This is a genomic window from Exiguobacterium profundum (assembly GCF_001909285.1).
Taxonomy (GTDB): domain Bacteria; phylum Bacillota; class Bacilli; order Exiguobacteriales; family Exiguobacteriaceae; genus Exiguobacterium; species Exiguobacterium profundum.
The window spans coordinates 70,196-88,677 of sequence record NZ_MRSV01000001.1; the positions used below are offsets into that span (position 1 = coordinate 70,196).

Sequence of the window (18,482 nt, forward strand, 5' to 3'; positions counted from 1 at the left end):
TAGTCGGACGATTTGTCTTTTTCATTATACCAACCCTTTTACGATTCGATTCGCCGACCGCAATGCCCCTTCGATATGTCCCCCGAACTGCGTATCCGTCTCCGAACCAATCAAATGGAGACGGTCTCCGAGCTCAATCGGACCGTAAGCCGGGAATGCTGTGAGCGGTAGGAAATCGTCAGATGTCGCTGTCTCTGATTCTGTCGACCAGTCCATAAAGTGAAATCGCAAGAAGTCATTCGCTTTCGGACCATACAGCTTCTCCAGTTGTTCGATGACACGCGTCTTTACTTGTCCTTCTCCTAACGCTTCCCGTTCTCCCGGTGACAGACGGAAAAATCCGAACAGCGCACCTGGTCCATCTATCAGAGAAGCGTCATGAATCTCTTGAAGTGGACCGACCCAGCTCATCCCAAAGCCAGACAGACCTTCTTCTCGCCAGAACGGTGTCTCGTATACGATGAGCGCTTTCGCCTGAGAAGCCATCCATGTGGGAGTCGTTTTGAGCGCTTTTCGCGTTTGCGCTGACAATGCCGGTTCAATTGCCACTTCCGCAACGAGACGGGGTGGAATCGCAAGGATCACGTCATCCGTGTGATGCACCGAACCATTTTGAAACGTCAGTTGGACTCGGTCCGACTGTCGCTCGATCGAGGTCAGGCGATGCCCAAGCCGAACGATGTCATCGGGCAACTTCGCATGCAGAGCTTCCACCAGACTCGTCATCCCACCGACTAAACGCTTGGATAAGACGATGCTTTCTTCCGGTAACACATGTCGTTCCGGTGCGGTCGTCGTTTGACGTTCGAGCACCATGTGTCCTGTCGTATGTTGAACAAATGACTCGAGTCCGAGTGTATCCACGAGTTTAGAGATGGTCTTCTCCGTATCCGGCCAATACCATGTCGGTCCGAGGTCATAACCGTCCTTCGTCAAGATACGACCACCAATACGATCACGTGCCTCAAAGATGGTGACGTCATATCCCTTTTGATGAAGTTGGATTGCAGCATAAAGCCCGCTGACACCAGCTCCAATGATGGCGATTGATTTCATTGTAAATTCTCCTTTGTCGTCCGTCTCTCCTCGATTATACTGAGTTAGATGGTTTTACATATGCAAGAAAGGACGACATCAATTGAAAAATATGTTCTATTATCTATTCTTCCCTTATATCGTATTGATGCGCATTTTGTACCGTTTTATTCAAACTAAGGGTCGGATGACTGTGGCGATGTGTCTCGTTTCATATCCCATATGGTCTCTATTTTTATTTGACCTCATTCAATGGTCGACCGCAATCGAATTTGTCACCATTATGTACGTATCAAGCGCTTTATATGTCCCTTATTTCTTCTTTGACACAGACGTGAAGCGAAGACGACCGAACGGATATATCCCAATCGAGGAGCGACATCGTTAAATCCAATCTATTTCATTCAAATAGTCTAGAAGCTGTTGATTTGTGATGTCATCTTGTCTCAACAGCGCTTCTCCTTGCTCTACTCGCGGATCTTCCGAGAAATAGAGTTTTAGAATCACCAAGCACGCTTCTACAGTCGTCGCAAAACTCTCGTCTTTTACGTTGATCGTTAAATACCAACCTCGGGTGACGCGCTTCACAATGGAGCGTTTCTCCAGATGAGACATCTGTCCACGAAGCAATTTCGACTTGGCTGCTTCAATTGAAGAAATCAAGTCCTGGTTCAACGCCTCACTCACACGAACATCCGGCTTCATGCGCGGGAATTGAATCGAGACATCTTCCCCGTCCACACATGTACAAAGATGTCTTAGCCAAAAGCCCCATTCAAAACGATTCGCCGGATCCAGCGCCACATCGAGACGCCCGATGTCATAATCGATTTTAATGACTTCCGGATGTTGCGTTAGCAATCGCTCCGTCTGCTCCACCAATTCTGTCGCATCGACATCCTCATGCACGAGCACCGTCAAATCTAAATCCGATTGCCCAGCAACAGCTGTCCCGCGACCGATGCTTCCATAAAGATATATGCTGTGTAACTGTTCATCGAATGCTTCTTTCACCAATTCGATTGCTTTGAAAAGGACACTTTCAAACTCAGGCTGCACATGACGGATGGACGTCTGGTTGATGACATAACCCGCATCGTCCGTACCAAGTCGGGTCGGCCGTTTCATAGATACGTACCGACTCGTTGAAATGTAGTAAACGTCATGATGTATCGAACTCCTTTTTTTAGTTTATGCATGTCGGATTTGAAATACCACGGTTCCCCCTTTCAAACAGGTTATATTTGGAAGTATAATGAAGACGTAGAAAGGGAGGTATGTCTATATGAACGTCATCATGGTCTCATTATTCGGACTCATCTTCACGATTTTGCCAATCGTTGTACTAATCATCGGTATTTTGTGGATTCGTAATGTCGTGGCACGTTCTGAGAAACGAGCAGACGAGCAACTCTTTATGGAACGTGAACGTTCGAAGCAGATACAAGTATTAATCGAACGTCTCGACCACATCGAACAACAATTAGATTCGAACACAAAACGTAGCTGACTCAGGTTAGCTGCGTTTCGTCTGATATCGAGCGAGATTTGCGTACGTCACATGTTCAGGGTCGATTTGCTTCATCCGCTGATCAACGTGTCTAGACATCAGGGCCGTGACGAACATGACCAGGAGTGGAACAGTCGATAAGCTAAATGATTCGGTTAGGATGATCGTAGTTGCAATTCCGATCAATATGCAGACGACAACCAGCGCAAAAATGAACTCCGACCAAACTATACGTTGATATTCCATCGCTTCATTGAAACGAAGCAACATTCGGGTACGTCTCCACATATGAACCATCAAAAGAGGTGGAATGAGCAAAAGGATTCCCAAGAGAACTTGAATGAGAGAGAACTCTTCAAACCACCACATCATCCATCCCCCTAACAAAAGAATGAGCGATAACATGACATTAATACGGTTCGTAAGTAGGCGAGCCTTAGTTATTTCTCGTAAACGCTCATCGTGCGACATCGTGTCCCCCTCCTTTTCATTTGATTAAAAATCAATTTGTACTGAAAAAATTTCATCTATTCTCTTTTACTAGCTCGCAATCACTCTCACTGTTAAAAGTCACTCCATCGCTTTCATAAAACGGGTCTGAATGATACTGGTGAAGATAGATTTATCAAAGATGAGGGACGACCGTATTCCATCGATTCGTCGATGAACGTCTCTAATGTGCGCACGTTTTCCGTTACCACTTTGACGAGGTAACTGTACTGCCCGGCTAAGCGATGACATTCGATCACGGACGGCTGTTGACGACAAAATTCACGGAACGCCTCACAACGATGGGTGTCATAAAGAATAAAGGCGGTCACGTGTTTGTCCATCTTTTCAGGATTGATGACAGCCCGATAGCCTGTGATGACTCCACGTTCTTCGAGTCGCTTCACCCGTTCTGTCGCAGCAGGCGTAGACAATCCAATTTGTCGTCCTAATTCGGTCATCGAGATCCGGGCTTGTTGTTGCATCAATTCAAGAATATGGCGATCTATTTCATCCATTTGGCATTCACCTTTCAAAATTAAAGTGAAACGATACATAATCCGTTCTTTCTAAAGTCATTCGCTGAAACTTCCGTAAAACCTCTATGTATCTATATTCCTCCGTTGCATACACTTGAAGTATCCAATTCAAGGGGGAATCAACATGCAAACGACAGTCGTTCCATTACTCATCATCGATGTCCAACAAGCCTTTCATGATCCAAGCTGGGGAAACCGCAACAATCCAAAATGCGAAGAGAATATCGCACGGTTGATTGAAGCGTGGGAACATCATGATCAACCCATCATCTATGTCCAACATGTCACGAACGTTCCGACCTCACTCTTCTATTTCAAAAAAGATGGTCATTTGTTCCAAGACTTCATTCAACCTCGTGAACAAGATGTCATCTTAACGAAACAGGTGAATAGCGCCTTCATCGGAACAGACTTACAGGAACGACTCGAATCACTTGGTGCGACACAGATTGTCATCACCGGATTAATCACGAACCATTGTGTCGAGACGACCGCACGGATGGCAGGAAACTTGGGATTCAATCCGATTGTTGTCTCCGATGCGACGGCAACGTTCGACCGACAATCGATCAGCGGGACATGGATCCCTGCAGAGGTCATCCATGATGTGTCGCTCGCTAGTCTAAATGAAGAATTTGCATCGATTCAGACGACAATTGAGGTCATGAAAGATGTGTTACAAAAAGAAGTACAGTCCTGATGGATTGTACTTCTTTTTATTCATAACCTGGCTTTAAAGTATACAGATGTCACTCATATTTTTCGTATTGCTATTATTCATCAGCAGTTTCTATATATCCACTAATCAAAAATGGAATCTTTAAGTTCGCAAGCTTCATCAAGAAATCTGGTTCAAATTCTAACTTCACATCTAAGTGAGAGACCACACCCAAATCAATCCAGATATCATCGGCTCCACAAGAGCGAAGGGTATCAATATGTTCTGCCAGAGTGTCAATCATCCAAAAAAGTCCGATATACGGATTTTCCATTTTCTGAAATTCAAGTGGTGGTTCAAACGACGCATGACCTACCTTAGCGATTTCTTTACGTTTTCCGATATGCTCAATTTCTCCAACTTCCGTTTGCTTATAAAATTGAATACCTGTTTTCTCTGATGCAGCGCAAGGAGAAAAATGAGGCCCCATTAAATGACAAGGAATCATAAATCGATCGGATGGAATGTTCATATAGAACTCCTCGGTCATTTTTGCGGACTCGGATATTTCACTGCGTTTTTCACAAGCTTGTCTTCAATTGCTTTCGAAACATCGATTCCGGCAGCGTGAGCGAACGTCAACGCGTAAATCAACACATCTGCCAATTCCTCTTCCATCTCCGTCTTCTTCGTCTCAAGCGCTTCTTCACTCGACACCCATTGGAATACCTCAAGGAGCTCACTTGCCTCAAGTGATAACGATAACGCCAAGTCTTTCGGGTTATGATGGAACGCCCAGTCGCGCTCATCTCGGAATTTAATGACCTCATCCATTAATCGTTGTACTTCGTTCATATTTATACCCTCTCTCTTTGTAACTTCAATAATTTTCGTCGTAGCGATTCATCAGATGCATATAGATAGAGGCCTTTGACGCCACGCTTCATCAATATGTTAATCGAGTTCAAGACAATCTGTTCTTTTGCCAAATCAACATTCTCAATACCTTCGATTCCAGCATAGGCTCCCGTATCTTTATATAAATTCGGGTCAATCATTAGACCTTCCTGCTCCTCATCATAGGATACGGATGGGCCTAAAACGACACCAACATAGTTTAAATCAAATCCTTGAATCGTATAGATAGAGCCGGCTTCGGCGATGGTTTCTGCTTTTTCAGCCCACGTCGTTTTTCCACCGGTTGTATTCCATGGCATTTTATAATTTCCGTTCGACTCATATACATAATAGGTGTCTCCGTCCTTTTTGTGTAAAAAGTCAAAGGTCGAAACGACCCGACTCAAGCCGTATCGTCGATCTTGCTCGATGATGGCACGGTGCATCTCTTCTAACGTTTCAAATATTCGTAAATCGTATCGCTTAGATTTCGGTAATGGATTAATTCGTTTTTCTTTAAATGCGTTGACCCAGTTCATCATATCTTCATCTGCTTGCATTCGGAATTGACTGGTTAGTTTGTAAGTCTCTACTGTCCTTGCTTTCTTTTTATAATCATCCAACTTGAGTGAATTCCAGTGACTCTTCAGTTTCAATACTTGATGTTGATCAAAAATAGCGATGACAATTTTGGCTTTCTTCAGCAACTCTTCGAGATGATTGTTTTGCCGGAAATTGTTATAGGGATCTGATTTCGTCAGCAACAAGTGGGCTTCGTCCACAAAGATAATGTCGGCTTTCTCGTCTTTCATTTTATTCAATAATGGCGTCGGTTTTATGAAGTCCCCTGCTTTAAGATGTTTCACCTGCTTGGCGATTCCTTTATAGGTCTTCAACATCTCTTCATGATTAACAACCAAATAATTTTTTGTCTGATGAAGTGTTGAATTAGTGTCTTTTGTTCGAGCTTGGATTGTATTAAAGATTGAGCTCAAGACAACACTCTTCCCTACACCTGCTTCCCCTTCAATCACATATAAATCTCCGTATGTTGCATTCGGATCCACTTTCGACATTTGCGTTTCACAAAAATCAAGAACCTGCTCTTTTAAATCTAACTGTTCGACAGATAACTCTTTAAACGGAGACAGCTTGAAGATATCCTTGTTTTCAATGGCGTGAAGTTCATTTTGAACAAGCCCCTTACGATGTAATTCATTCCAAAGTTCGGGAAACAATTCGTTGTCGTAATAATTTTTATTATAGTAATTGTGCGTGAAGTCGTTCGCAGTTTTACTTTTATTCTGAAGTGTATACTTCTCATCTCCTAAAAAATAATTGATGAGCTTTGTTTCGAGATGGAATGTTGCTGAACGGTTGAACTTGTCATGATTGACGAGATGAATTTGACTCAGCTGTTTCCGTTCCGTTTGTTTAAGCTTTAGATGTTGCTTCATTCGCTTTTTAAAATGAACCGTTTCACCAATGTATGCTTCTTTCTTTCCGTTCAAAATGTAAATCACCGGATAGTTCACATATGTTTCTGTATCATCGATGCTATGTAGACTACTTTCTTCGAATGTGAATGGAATGACTTTAACCATACAACAGACCTACTCTCTTCTGATTTCAAATTATATCCATTTTATCATACAATACCTTTTTAAATGATTACGCATCACTTTCCGAGTTCTAAATCAGATAATGGTATAATTCCACTAAAAAGGGAGGGATTCGGTGCTTACTTTTCAAAACGTCTCGGTTCGCCAACAAGACACACTTATTCTCGAAAACATTTCATTTACGATCCAACCAGGTGAGTTGGCCGCCATTCATTGTGGAGTGATTTCTCGGGAAATCATATTCAGTCTCATCAGTCAGGAGATCACGACTTATACCGGTAACATCGACCACGCTTCAACGCTGTCCCTCTTCTCCATCCGGGACGGTTTATACGACCGGCTCACCATCGAGGAGTATTTACGCTTCACCATGCGCCTATATGATTCATCCGAATCAGTCGAATCGGTGATGCAACAGCTCCAACTCACGACTTACCGCAAGCACCGCCTCCACCGTCTTAATCGCTCCCTTGTCAGACGCACACAGTACGCCGCGCTGCTTCTCCAGGACCGTGACCTGTATGTGTTTGAAGAACCTGACCAAGACGTGGACCAAGAGACACGCCACCTTTTACGCGATACGTTACAGACATTAACGTCGAGACAAAAAGCCGTCCTCGTGTTGACGAGCAACATGGAGAGTGCGCTCTTCATGACATCGACCGTTTATCGGATCGACCACCGTCACTTGCGCCTGTTAGATGTGGAGTCTGAAGATACAGCTGATACAGAAATTCCATCTGAAGTCATTCACGTCCGTTTCGAGAAAATCCCGACGAAAGTGAACGAAAAAATCATCTTACTCGACCCTCCTGAAATCGACTTCATCGAAAGTCAGGACGGACAGTCGATTTTACATAGTCAATCGGATCAGTTCCCGAGCGTCTTCACGATGAACGAGCTCGAGACGCGTTTGACTCCGTACGGTTTCTTCCGCTGCCATCGGTCATATCTCGTGAACTTACAACGTGTGCGCGAAGTCATCACCTATACGAAAAATAGCTTCAGTCTCGTCTTGGATGATTCAGAGAAGACAACGATTCCGTTATCCAAGACAAAAATGGCAGAATTGAAGACGATGATGGGGCTCAAATAGTCTCCATTCACAGTTCTATTTGCTTCATTCAACTCCTGATAAGCACCATTTATCGCCATTTTAGTGCGGCCTTCCCCCAATCCTTATACGATAGAGGCAAGCAAGACGACATCGACAAGGAGGAACGGGAATGGAACCAATCATTCAAGTGAACGGGTTAAAGAAATTGTTTGGGAACGAGGAAGCGTTACATGATGTGACGTTTACAGTTGGAAAAGGAGAAGTGTTCGGCTTCTTGGGACCGAGTGGTTCTGGAAAAACGACAACGATAAAAATTTTGACGTCACAACTCGCACAGACAGCCGGTGATGCTACCGTCTTCGGCGTGCCGGTCGCTGACTTGAAACAAGAACAGTACCGTAAACGCATAGGCGTGTTGACGGACAATAGTGGTCTGTATACACGACTTTCTATAGAAGAGAACCTGAGCTTATATTGTGACCTTTATGATGAACCGAAGACCCGGATTGATGAAGTATTGAACATGGTCAATCTTAGCGGGGAACGGAAAAAGCGCATCGACAAACTCTCTAGAGGGATGTTGCAACGGGTGACGCTCGCACGCGCCCTTCTTCATGAGCCAGAGCTCCTGTTTCTAGATGAACCGACCTCTGCTCTCGATCCGGTCAACTCTCGACATATCTATAAAGGAATTGAACGGTTAAAGGCAAACGGAACGACCATCTTTTTAACGACCCACGATATGCAAGAAGCCGAGGAGCTGTGTGACCGTGTCGCTTTCTTACATCAAGGGTCGATTCAACTGCTCGATGCCCCGAACGTATTGCGCAGGAAATATGCGACAGGATCGATGCGAGTTGAGTTGAACAACGGTCAGACGCATGAAGTGACGCAAACCGACGAAGGCGCGGACTGGCTCCATAAACAGATGCGTGCTAAAAATATCGCATCGATCCACTCCAATGAGCCGACACTCGGCGACATCTTTATCGAAGTGACAGGGAGGAAATTATCATGACTTTTTCAATGAAACGTGCACTCGCCATTTTCCAAAAAGACTACAAGGATTTGTCTCGAAACTTGTTCGTCTCGTCGACCTTGATCATGCCGCTCTTCTTCGCCGTCTTCTATTCACGAATCGGTGACGGCGGCGTCGATATCACGTACTTCGTCATCAACATCACGTTCAGCCTCGTCGCGATTTTTGTGCAGTGTGCATTGATCGCCGAAGAGAAAGAGAAGAACACGCTTCGCGGGCTCATGTTGTCCCCAGCGAGCACGCTCGACATCTTGCTCGGAAAGAGTGCCCTCACGTTCGTGACGACGATGATCCTCATCGTAGCCTCGTCATTTTTGATGGATTATGCCCCGCAAAATCTGGCTGTGATCGCCCTCGCGCTCATCGTCTCGACATTCTTTTATATCGGGATCGGAACGATGTTCGGCTTGATGACGAAGACAGTCATGGAAGCTTCATTGATTGTCATGTTACCGTTCTTTTTCTTCTCATTTTCACCGATGTTGTTGCCACTACAAGACCGTTTCGCCATCATCGGATTGCTTGAGTATTTACCGAACGTGCTCTTGATTGATGTGGCTCATCAAGTGGAAGACGGTGCGAACTTCGGTACCGTCGGGCTAGAGCTTGGGTTGCTAACTGCTTGGGCGCTTGCTGCATTCGTCGGTAGCGTCGTGATGTATAACCGGAAGCAGACGGATTGAATGTTAAGACCATACAAAAACAGGACTACGCATCGTAGCCCTGTTTTTCGTTATCCTTGTTACAGGAATGGATTATTCTCATCGCTTAATCGGATTCGAAATAGAAGAAATGGAACAAATAGAAGACTCAAATAGCCTAATGTAAATAGACGCTGAGTTTCACCAGAAATATATTGCGTGTGTCCACAATTCGGACATCCTTTTCCGTCTTTGGAAAATCCGAGTGACCATACCTCTTTCACTTTCCATTTATAGTGACAATTCGTGCAATGTGGTGCCATCGAAACCTCCCCCTCCTTCGATCATTACGAATGAAGGATAAGTAGGTTTCAATTTGAAGATTCATTATTGAAGATGATTATGTCATGTTCTAACATCCATTCAAGTTTTGTCTTATACTTTAAAGTCTCTTCCAATAATAATAACTTCCCGGGATACTATAAAATTGTTTATGAGTTTTATCATAAGTAAGAACATAGTCAATTATGTTGTATGCAGTCCCTACTCCTATCGTACCTTTTAAAACTGATGAAGCGAATTTTTTCACTGCTGCCACACTCATCTTTTTACCTGAAAAAGCTTTTATGAGAGCATCGATACCGCCCAATCCAAAGGCGCTAATCAAAGTACTACGCTCAATGTTAATCAGAGAATCTACCTTTTTCGTATATTCATTAAATTTTGTATTGTATTTAGGTATTTTCTTTTCCATAGTACTGTATCTAGCCAATCCTCCCCCATTAGAGTATTGAATATAACTCATACCGGCAACCGAACTAGTTTTAACCCATTTACCACTTGCACTTGCTAAAGAAATACCTTGTGAAACGCTGCTCACTTGATTATATGTAGTTCCATAATCTAAATTGTCAACTTCACTAGTTTGATTTGCTATTTCAGATTCAATTATATTCCCCTCGGAATTAAAAACTGTTTCAAAATTTTCAACTAGTATTTCTTCATTGTTTGCAATCAAATACTTATACGTTTTTACTTTATATAAACTTATATACTCATAATATTTATATAAAGAACCTTCCTCATTAACTGTATAAATCATAACTTCGTCAGTGTCTTTAAGCACATTTACTTCAGAAGACAGATTATATTTTTCCTCTTCTGCTGAAACTGGTGTAAGCATTTGAACATTCGAGATAGAAATTGAACTAACTAGTACTAGAGATGTGATTAGCTTAATTTTTTTCAATTTTAACCCTCCTTATTTAATTTCTATATTATACCACTATTAATCATTAATTAAGTTCTTAATTACATTTAAGTAAATATTATCTATAAAAGAAAATAATAAGGGCCAAAGGGTGTATTTAATTTATTTCCAATATATAAAACAAAAAACCACCCACCAGCTTTCGCTGATGAATGGTTCCTGTAAAGGCGTATGACTTACATCATACCGCCCATTCCACCCATGCCGCCCATGTCAGGCATTGCAGGACCATCTTTTTCTGGCTTGTCTGCGATGACGGCCTCTGTTGTGAGGAACATCGCTGAGACAGATGCTGCGTTTTGGAGTGCTGAACGCGTCACTTTCGCCGGGTCGACGATTCCGTGTGCGATCATGTCGACGTATTCGCCAGTTGCCGCGTTGTAACCGACACCGACTGACTCGTTCTTGAGCTTCTCGACGATGACCGAACCTTCTTCACCCGCGTTTTCTGCGATTTGACGGACCGGTGCTTCGAGGGCACGGAGGACAAGTTTGACACCCGTCGCTTCATCCGCTGTCACTTCTGCAAGCAACGCACGAACGGCTGGGATGACGTTGATGAGTGATGTACCACCACCCGCAACGATTCCTTCTTCAACGGCCGCACGTGTCGCGTTGAGTGCGTCTTCAATGCGGAGTTTACGCTCTTTGAGCTCTGTCTCTGTCGCTGCACCGACTTTGACGACGGCTACGCCACCTGCGAGTTTCGCAAGACGCTCTTGGAGTTTTTCACGGTCGAAGTCAGACGTTGTCTCTTCGATTTGGTTACGGATTGTTTGAACGCGTGCTTTGATTGCGTCTTCGTTTCCTGCACCTTCGACGACAGTCGTTGTGTCTTTTGTGACGACGACTTTCGATGCGCGACCGAGCATGTCGAGTGATGCTGATTTGAGGTCGAGACCGAGGTCTTCTGTGATGACTTGACCACCTGTGAGTGTCGCGAGGTCTTCGAGCATCGCTTTACGACGGTCACCAAATCCTGGTGCTTTGACGGCAACCGCGTTGAACGTACCACGGAGTTTGTTCAAGACGAGTGTTGCGAGTGCATCGCCTTCGATGTCTTCTGCGACGATCAAGATTGGCTTCCCTTGTTGCACGACTTGCTCGAGCACCGGGATGATTTCTTGAATGTTCGAGATCTTCTTGTCTGTGATCAAGATGTACGGGTTGTCGAGTGACGCTTCCATCTTGTCAGAGTCTGAGATCATGTATGGTGACAAGTATCCACGGTCGAACTGCATTCCTTCAACGACGTCGAGTTCAGTCGTGAAGCCGCGTGATTCTTCGATTGTGATGACACCGTCGTTACCGACGCGCTCCATCGCTTCTGCGATCAATTCGCCGACTTCTTCGTCCGCTGCCGAGATAGCCGCGACTTGTGCGATCGCTTCTTTTGACTCGATTGGTTTCGAGATGGCTTTCAATTCTTCAAGCGCGCGTGTGACCGCTTTGTCGATTCCTTTACGAAGAATCATCGGGTTCGCGCCCGCCGTGACGTTCTTGAGCCCTTCACGAATCATCGCTTGTGCGAGGACTGTCGCTGTTGTCGTACCGTCCCCTGCGACTTCGTTCGTCTTCGACGCGACTTCAGCAACGAGTTTCGCGCCCATGTTTTCGAAGCGGTCTTCGAGTTCGATTTCTTTCGCGATTGTCACACCATCGTTTGTGATGAGTGGTGAACCGAATTTCTTCTCGAGGACGACGTTACGTCCTTTTGGTCCAATCGTTACTTTGACTGCGTCAGCGAGTGCGTCGACGCCGCGAAGCATCGCATGACGTGCATCTTCTGAGAATTTGATATCTTTTGCCATCGTTCATTTCCCCCTAAAAAAGTTTTTGAATAATGGTGCTTAGCCTACGATTGCGAGAATATCGCTCTCGCGAACGATTAAGTACTCTTTTCCATCATGCTTCACTTCGGTACCTGCATACTTCGAGTAGATGACCAAATCATTTTCTTTCACGTCGAGATCGATGCGCTTGCCTTCGTCCGTCACGCGGCCTGTACCGACTGCGACGACTTTCCCTTGTTGCGGCTTTTCTTTCGCCGTATCAGGAAGCACGATGCCCCCGATCGTCTTTTCTTCTTTCTCCACGACTTCGATGATGACACGATCGCCTAGTGGTTTTAACATGGAAAAACCCTCCTCCGAATATGAATGATGTAATGTGTATCGTAAGGTTTTAGCACTCAGTTAAAAGGAGTGCTAACACTGATTAGTGTAGTATGTGTAGATAAAAAAATCAAGTGGGATACATTAAAAAATGCTCTTACTCGCGGTCAAGAGAACTTATTTGTTACAATGAAAAAAAGGTAGGTTCACTCTTATAATTAAGGACGTGTTGAATTGGCTACACTAAACTCAAACCAATCGATAAATACCCGTTTTTCGATGGCGCCTAACATTCGTCTCCGGCACCTCACCCCGATTTTACTATATGCGTTCGTCCAACTGTTCCCGCTCGTCATTAGTGAAGTACGGCCGGAATGGTTGACGGAAACGTTCGTCGGGCTCTGGCTAGCCATCGGATTCGGTGTGACGATTGTTCTGTCAATCTTGCTCATCTGGCCAGACTTGAAACAATACAAAGCCCAAGGTATCCAGTCGAACTTGAACGACACGGTCAAATGGATCGGGCTCGGGATTTTGATGCAATACGGGCTCGTCATCGTGGCGAACTTGATTGAGACGGCCATCTCTGGTGAACTGGTCGAGTCGATGAACACACAAAACATCGCCGAGATGGTGGAAGTCATTCCACTTATGATTTTGCCAGTCGTCTTACTCGGACCGATCATCGAAGAGATTCTCTTCCGTCATATTTTGTTCGGGAACTTGAACGTGCGCTTCGGTTTCTGGATTGCCTTTGGTGTCAGTTCGATCCTATTCGCACTCATCCACCAAGATAATCGGTTCCTCGTGTATATCGCGATGAGTTTTGCATTCTCTTACGCGTATGCGAAGACAAGACGATTGATCGTTCCAATCGCCATCCACGCGTTTAACAACGCGCTCGTGATGCTCGTACTATTTTTAATGTAGAAATGAGGTGGCAGTTATGCCGCGACAATTAAAAGTGATGATGCTCTTCAGTCTATCGTTCGGTGTGTTGTTCACCGTCCTCGCGTACTTCTCGGTACAAGAGTACGGCTTCAGCTTCTGGACGTACTTTATCATCGCCGTCGCCGCTTACGACTTTTTCAAAGTGTATCAAATCTTGGCACTCGCCCGAAAAGTCAAAAAAGAAGGCACGGACAAATCCGCATAACGAAACCCCGAGTCTTACGAGCTCGGGGTTTTTCTTATGGCTGTAACTTTCGATCGATCCTGTATTTCCTCTTGATAGACATTTCGAATGAGCAGTCCACGCAGACCGAACACCACACCCAATACGACATAAATGGCATCAATCAATGAGATTTGTGGTTCTTCCATGAAAAAGATGGCAATAATGAATGCGACCATCAATATATAAATCGTCAAGTTCATCACCTTTGCATCGACTTGCCTCATGATTCCCTTAGACACCTTTTCCTCAAGCTTTTCAATTTCCTCGTGATAATAAGTAAAGATTGTGGCCCCTAGACTCATGACTGTAACGCCGAGAAAAACACCATCCCATAGCGCGAACAAAAAACTAACAATCGAAAAAATCATAAACCCAATCAGTAACTTCTTACGCAAAATATCCCTCCTTATGATGGAATCCATAGTTTCGCAAAATCAAAATAACCGAACAAGTCGACACAGACGTCCTTCAGCTCGACCGGGAACGGAATGGTCCGCTCCTCGTTATAGAGCGGGATAAAGTACGACTTCTCTTTTAACTCGCGCTCGATCTCTCGGTGCAGCGGCAACCAGTCCTCAAACGGCAGGTCATCATATTGCCCAACTCGCTCGGTCATCCCCTCTATATAAGGGAACACTTTATGAGGAGGCGAGTACTCGTTCGTCATGAACTGTTCAAACCCGAGCGTGATGTTCCGCTCGAACACTTCCCCGTGAACGACCAAATCGACGTATTCATAATACGTTTTATCATGGATCGAATCTTTGAAGCTGATGGGTACGAATTCATAGGCAATGCCGTGACGCGTCAACATCTCGGCAATCCAGTCGGTCGTATCGTTCGTGAAGTCCGTCTGTTTGATGCGAATCGGTCGGTCGAACGTGACGGGTGTTCCTTTTGGAATGCGATACGTCTCGCTCATCGAACCGAGAAATCCTCGATCGTTTGGCGTTCTTCGCTCATTCAACGTCCCAATCTCCGGTCGAATCTCCGCAATCAAGCGATGCATATAATGCCGCGCCTCTTCATTCGCGAACACACTATTCGGATGACTGTTCAAGATGACAAGCCCGAACCCGGACGGTGTCGAGATGTGTCCGGTTTCTTTGGAATCCCTTGATGAGATGCGATACGTCGGATCGTATCCGTCCGGCACTTTGATGAACTCGACCCGGTCCAGGAGCGCCCGCACCCCGAAATAATTCTCGAAGGCGAGGAGGACCGTCTTCTCCTTGTCATGGCGATCCAATTGAAACGGCCCCGTCCCGACACTTCCTTTGGCGATACTCGTATGGATCATCGACAGTTTCGGTATGTACGAATTCCGACGCCGGTCGAGCGTGACGTCGACGCGATACGTGCCGTTCGATGCGATATGCCGGACGTGCCGGTACATATAGCGATACGCATCCGACTGAACGAGTTTGCGTAAACTTTTCGTCACATCTTTACTCGTCATGAGCGACCCGTCATGGAATCGGACCCCTTTCCGAAGAAACAAGACGAGCGTATTCCCCTGCCATTCATAGTGATGGGCAAGCTCCCCTGTGACCTCACCAGACGCGTCAATCATGAACAGACGATTGAAGACGTTCTGGACGAGGTGGGCACTGTGGATGTCAGCCGCCTCGAGCGGATGTGTCGTCAAAAAGTGACGACGGCGCGGGATGATGAGCGCATCACTCGACGTCTGGACGTAACCGAACTTCTTCTCGAGCTGGCGCATGAACCGTCCCGCCTGTGCCGGCGACCAGTCCCACTCCAGTTGATTCGTCACTGCCTCGACTGACTCTTTCTCCATGCGTTCGAGCAGCTGTTTGGCTAAATCACGCTCGACGTGACGCAACCATTCGAGACGCGTCAAATTCCCCCGTCCACGTCCGCTCGTATACTTGAGCCACCCTTCTTCTTGCCACCGTGCCAAATGACGCTTCGTCTGTTTCGGGCTTAAATGAATAGCTTCCGCCATATCAGAAATCGTGTACGCCCCATCGCGACACTCTTTCCACAATCGAAATAAATACGCATCCACGTCACATCCCCCCTTAAAAGTGGACATCATTTACCCATGTCGTCCATTTTTCAAATCCGTTGTCTTGTTTATCATACAGGTACAGAATGGAAGGTGACAAGATGAAATGGAAAGATATACCTAAACCAATAAAAGTTCGACTCGTGACATCATTTTTCAACCGTTCGGTCTCATTCGCCATCATGCCGTTCATGGCACTTCTCTTTGTCAAATCGTTCAACGAATGGATTGCGGGCGTCTTCTTGATCTCGCTCGTCTGTCTCGGATACGTGATCGGGTTAATCGGGGGATACCTCGCCGATAAGTTCTCACGGAAGCGACTCCTCGTATTGACGGCTAGCCTCACAGCCTCGATGTTTCTCGTCATGACGCTCAGTCTTCAGTTCGACCAGATGATCGTCTTTATGATTGCCTATACGATTTTCACGGTCACGAATAACCTTGGACGACCTGCGATGAGTGCCATCATTATCGACGCGACAACACCTGAGAACCGAAAAGCCGTATACGCGCTCGATTACTGGTTGATCAACCTCTCAATCACGATCGGGACAGCACTCGGAGGCTGGCTCTATGTCAGCAATCAATTGTTACTATTTTGGATTTTGACGTTCACGTCGAGCATGTTGCCGATCGCGTACGCCATCTTCCTCGAGGACACGAAACGGACGTGGACCTCACAAAAGCTCAAGCTCGTCTTCGTCGACGTGTTTCAAAGCTATCAAATCGCCTGGCGTGACCGCCCGTTCGTCAAAGTCGTCTTCGGTTCGATGTGTATCCTCGCCGCCGAATTCTCGATGGGCAGTTACGTCGCGGTCCGGCTCGCCGATTCATTCGAACCGCTCTCGATTGAATCATGGACAATCAACGGGGTGCGGATGATGAGTCTCATTCAAATCGAGAACACGCTCATCGTCGTCGCGTTGACATTCTTCATTCAACGTCTCGCCTCACGTTTCTCAAACAAGCATACGCTACTCAGCGGACTCGCGTTGTACACGATCGGGTACGCCGTCATCACGAGCGCGAACTCGATGATGCTCCTTCTCGGTTTCATGCTCATCGCCACGTTCGGCGAATTGTTGTACTCACCCGTATTGAATACGGAGAAGGCGAACATGATGCCAGAGGACCGCCGTGGTGCGTACTCTGCGTTTGCCGGGACCTCGTTCGCCGGTGCCGACTTCTTATCACGTTCAACGATTTTGATTGGGTCGCTTCTCACCCCGTTCATGATGAGCGTCTACATCGGTCTGTTGGTCAGCTTCGGCTGTTTCCTCGTCTATAGCGGCATCTATGTAAAAGAAAAGCTCGTCCTGCGACGAGCCGCGTCCTAAATCAAACCCATCCTTTCTCAGTGGAAGGATGGGTTTTAGTCGAGCTGCTGTTGGTGCATCGCATAGATCAAGGTCAACGCCCGGATGCAGAATATTGTCGAGAAGCCATAGATGCTCAGCTCGAGCAACGAAACGGATGGATATTGTAGTCCAAGGGAGACCACATAGCCTACTAAACAAAGCAAGACGACAAGTGTGATCGTCCACTCATCCGACTTCCGCTTCATCTTCTCCGCCAACCCCTTCTCTTCTTTCTCTACGCGTTCACGCTGCCAAAAGTAAAAGAACAAGGCATACATCGCAAACGAGATTCTCGGAACGTCGCCTAAGAGTAAATCAAAAATGATGAGACCTAAAAATAAGTATGTCCCCAACTGATAGCCGCTCTGCATTTGAAGACGCGAACGAAGTGATCCGTTTGACCCCCACTTCATAATCCAATCACCGCCACGGTCAATCCACCGTAGACGAACCCGAGTACGATGGCACTGATTGCCATACGTTTATATTGCGGATATTGATAAAGGGCAACCGCCCCACCAACAACGTGTACGAAAGCGACGATGAACGTCAAAATCGGAAAAAGCATAAAGAACCTCTTTTCTTTTTAGGAAATCATGGAAACAAATCCATTTTCCGATATACTTGAGTGCGAACTCATTATAACAATTATGGATAGGGAGTTGGAGTCCTATGAATTATTCGCGTATGGATTTGACGACAGAAGAAATGTTACTCGTGAACAGCGAAGTCGAAAAACGAAAACGTAGCTTGCTCGTCGCCTACTTGCTTTGGTTTTTCCTCGGTGCATTTGGTGCGCACCGTTTCTATTTCAAAAAAATCGGTTCAGGAATCGCCATGGTCCTACTCGTCGTCTTGACGCTCGGTCTCGGTGCATTCATCACAGGCATTTGGGCACTCGTCGATGCGTTCCTCATGCCAGGTTGGCAACAACGGGAAGTCGAGCAGATTGAGCGCGAGACGATTGAGCTGCTTCAAACACGCTCTGATCGCTATACAGGTTTTTAATCAAAAAAGACGATTGAGGCATATCGCCCCGATCGT

The 18,482-nt window shown here is 45.8% G+C and carries 23 protein-coding genes and 1 pseudogene; 10 read left to right on the top strand and 14 right to left on the bottom strand.

Going from position 1 to position 18,482, the window contains the following annotated elements; genetic code table 11:
- Window positions 1-24: 24 nt before the first annotated feature.
- Window positions 25-1,065 (bottom strand): annotated as a pseudogene (locus BBB58_RS00390) (flavin monoamine oxidase family protein); the annotation flags it as partial.
- Between the two features lie 73 nt (window positions 1,066-1,138).
- Between BBB58_RS00390 and BBB58_RS00395 the strand changes: the two are divergent.
- Window positions 1,139-1,423, top strand: a complete 285-nt coding sequence (locus BBB58_RS00395) for a hypothetical protein (RefSeq protein ID WP_074034779.1) — start codon at window positions 1,139-1,141, stop codon at window positions 1,421-1,423.
- Here BBB58_RS00395 and BBB58_RS00400 read toward each other — a convergent pair.
- Complete coding sequence (locus tag BBB58_RS00400) at window positions 1,420-2,163, bottom strand: nucleotidyltransferase domain-containing protein (RefSeq protein WP_074034781.1); 744 nt, start codon at window positions 2,161-2,163, stop codon at window positions 1,420-1,422. The genes BBB58_RS00395 and BBB58_RS00400 overlap by 4 nt on opposite strands.
- A 157-nt stretch (window positions 2,164-2,320) precedes the next feature.
- Here BBB58_RS00400 and BBB58_RS00405 point away from each other — a divergent pair, with 157 nt between their 5' ends.
- Complete coding sequence (locus BBB58_RS00405; RefSeq protein WP_074034783.1) at window positions 2,321-2,545, top strand: hypothetical protein; 225 nt, start codon at window positions 2,321-2,323, stop codon at window positions 2,543-2,545.
- A 6-nt stretch (window positions 2,546-2,551) separates the two neighbouring features.
- Here the strand turns inward: BBB58_RS00405 and BBB58_RS00410 are convergent, their stop codons facing one another.
- Window positions 2,552-2,914 carry a hypothetical protein gene (locus BBB58_RS00410; RefSeq protein WP_143180197.1) on the bottom strand — a complete coding sequence of 121 codons (363 nt, stop codon included), beginning with the start codon at window positions 2,912-2,914 and terminating at the stop codon, window positions 2,552-2,554.
- 215 nt (window positions 2,915-3,129) lie between these two features.
- Window positions 3,130-3,552 carry an Lrp/AsnC family transcriptional regulator gene (locus BBB58_RS00415; protein WP_074034785.1) on the bottom strand — a complete coding sequence of 141 codons (423 nt, stop codon included), beginning with the start codon at window positions 3,550-3,552 and terminating at the stop codon, window positions 3,130-3,132.
- A gap of 145 nt (window positions 3,553-3,697) precedes the next feature.
- Between BBB58_RS00415 and BBB58_RS00420 the strand changes: the two genes are divergently transcribed.
- On the top strand, window positions 3,698-4,273 hold the full coding sequence (locus tag BBB58_RS00420) for a cysteine hydrolase family protein (protein WP_074034786.1): 576 nt from the start codon (window positions 3,698-3,700) through the stop codon (window positions 4,271-4,273).
- Window positions 4,274-4,346: 73 nt separating this feature from the next.
- On the opposite strand, the gene BBB58_RS00425 is transcribed toward BBB58_RS00420, so the two are convergent.
- The 3 genes from BBB58_RS00425 to BBB58_RS00435 are packed head-to-tail and all read right to left on the bottom strand — an operon-like array spanning window position 4,347 to window position 6,732.
- Window positions 4,347-4,763: a hypothetical protein gene (locus tag BBB58_RS00425; protein ID WP_074034787.1), complete on the bottom strand. Its 417-nt coding sequence runs from the start codon at window positions 4,761-4,763 to the stop codon at window positions 4,347-4,349.
- Window positions 4,764-4,777: 14 nt separating this feature from the next.
- A complete protein-coding gene (locus BBB58_RS00430) occupies window positions 4,778-5,086 on the bottom strand; it encodes a nucleotide pyrophosphohydrolase (RefSeq protein ID WP_074034788.1) in 309 nt (102 codons plus the stop codon).
- Between the two features lie 2 nt (window positions 5,087-5,088).
- Window positions 5,089-6,732: a DUF2075 domain-containing protein gene (locus BBB58_RS00435; RefSeq protein ID WP_074034790.1), complete on the bottom strand. Its 1,644-nt coding sequence runs from the start codon at window positions 6,730-6,732 to the stop codon at window positions 5,089-5,091.
- Between the two features lie 133 nt (window positions 6,733-6,865).
- On the opposite strand from BBB58_RS00435, the gene BBB58_RS00440 reads away from it, so the two are divergent.
- From BBB58_RS00440 to BBB58_RS00450, 3 genes are all read left to right on the top strand, one after another.
- Complete coding sequence (locus BBB58_RS00440) at window positions 6,866-7,846, top strand: LytTR family transcriptional regulator DNA-binding domain-containing protein (protein ID WP_074034791.1); 981 nt, start codon at window positions 6,866-6,868, stop codon at window positions 7,844-7,846.
- Window positions 7,847-7,976: 130 nt separating this feature from the next.
- The gene (locus tag BBB58_RS00445) at window positions 7,977-8,825 is read left to right on the top strand and encodes an ABC transporter ATP-binding protein (RefSeq protein WP_074034792.1); all 849 of its coding nucleotides are present in this window, start codon (window positions 7,977-7,979) and stop codon (window positions 8,823-8,825) included.
- The gene (locus BBB58_RS00450; protein WP_074034793.1) at window positions 8,822-9,529 is read left to right on the top strand and encodes an ABC transporter permease; all 708 of its coding nucleotides are present in this window, start codon (window positions 8,822-8,824) and stop codon (window positions 9,527-9,529) included. The genes BBB58_RS00445 and BBB58_RS00450 overlap by 4 nt, the downstream gene beginning before the upstream one ends.
- A gap of 400 nt (window positions 9,530-9,929) precedes the next feature.
- Here BBB58_RS00450 and BBB58_RS00460 read toward each other — a convergent pair whose 3' ends face one another.
- The 3 genes from BBB58_RS00460 to groES all read right to left on the bottom strand — a co-directional run bounded on the left by BBB58_RS00460 (window position 9,930) and on the right by groES (window position 12,892).
- Complete coding sequence (locus BBB58_RS00460; protein WP_074034797.1) at window positions 9,930-10,736, bottom strand: hypothetical protein; 807 nt, start codon at window positions 10,734-10,736, stop codon at window positions 9,930-9,932.
- Window positions 10,737-10,933: 197 nt separating this feature from the next.
- Window positions 10,934-12,568 (bottom strand): chaperonin GroEL, encoded by a 1,635-nt coding sequence (gene groL, locus BBB58_RS00465; RefSeq protein ID WP_074034799.1) that lies wholly within the window; start codon window positions 12,566-12,568, stop codon window positions 10,934-10,936.
- 39 nt (window positions 12,569-12,607) lie between these two features.
- On the bottom strand, window positions 12,608-12,892 hold the full coding sequence (gene groES, locus BBB58_RS00470; protein WP_015880602.1) for a co-chaperone GroES: 285 nt from the start codon (window positions 12,890-12,892) through the stop codon (window positions 12,608-12,610).
- Window positions 12,893-13,105: 213 nt separating this feature from the next.
- On the opposite strand from groES, the gene BBB58_RS00475 reads away from it, so the two are divergent.
- A complete protein-coding gene (locus BBB58_RS00475) occupies window positions 13,106-13,801 on the top strand; it encodes a CPBP family intramembrane glutamic endopeptidase (protein WP_084543013.1) in 696 nt (231 codons plus the stop codon).
- 16 nt (window positions 13,802-13,817) lie between these two features.
- Entirely contained in the window at window positions 13,818-14,027 is a 210-nt protein-coding gene (locus tag BBB58_RS00480) for a YdiK family protein (RefSeq protein WP_015880600.1), read from the top strand.
- 14 nt (window positions 14,028-14,041) lie between these two features.
- Here the strand turns inward: BBB58_RS00480 and BBB58_RS00485 are convergent, their stop codons facing one another.
- Window positions 14,042-14,443, bottom strand: a complete 402-nt coding sequence (locus BBB58_RS00485) for a hypothetical protein (protein ID WP_074034801.1) — start codon at window positions 14,441-14,443, stop codon at window positions 14,042-14,044.
- Between the two features lie 11 nt (window positions 14,444-14,454).
- Window positions 14,455-16,080 (bottom strand): ABC transporter substrate-binding protein, encoded by a 1,626-nt coding sequence (locus BBB58_RS00490; protein WP_074034803.1) that lies wholly within the window; start codon window positions 16,078-16,080, stop codon window positions 14,455-14,457.
- Window positions 16,081-16,181: 101 nt separating this feature from the next.
- Here BBB58_RS00490 and BBB58_RS00495 point away from each other — a divergent pair, with 101 nt between their 5' ends.
- Complete coding sequence (locus BBB58_RS00495) at window positions 16,182-17,417, top strand: MDR family MFS transporter (RefSeq protein WP_074034805.1); 1,236 nt, start codon at window positions 16,182-16,184, stop codon at window positions 17,415-17,417.
- Window positions 17,418-17,452: 35 nt separating this feature from the next.
- Here the strand turns inward: BBB58_RS00495 and BBB58_RS00500 are convergent, their stop codons facing one another.
- Both BBB58_RS00500 and BBB58_RS15100 read right to left on the bottom strand, forming a co-directional pair.
- Window positions 17,453-17,851 carry a hypothetical protein gene (locus tag BBB58_RS00500; protein ID WP_074034807.1) on the bottom strand — a complete coding sequence of 133 codons (399 nt, stop codon included), beginning with the start codon at window positions 17,849-17,851 and terminating at the stop codon, window positions 17,453-17,455.
- The gene (locus BBB58_RS15100; protein WP_031424520.1) at window positions 17,848-18,006 is read right to left on the bottom strand and encodes a hypothetical protein; all 159 of its coding nucleotides are present in this window, start codon (window positions 18,004-18,006) and stop codon (window positions 17,848-17,850) included. Before BBB58_RS15100 ends, BBB58_RS00500 begins: the two co-directional genes overlap by 4 nt.
- A gap of 104 nt (window positions 18,007-18,110) precedes the next feature.
- On the opposite strand from BBB58_RS15100, the gene BBB58_RS00505 reads away from it, so the two are divergent.
- Window positions 18,111-18,446: a TM2 domain-containing protein gene (locus BBB58_RS00505; RefSeq protein WP_074034809.1), complete on the top strand. Its 336-nt coding sequence runs from the start codon at window positions 18,111-18,113 to the stop codon at window positions 18,444-18,446.
- The last annotated feature ends 36 nt before the right edge of the window (window positions 18,447-18,482 follow it).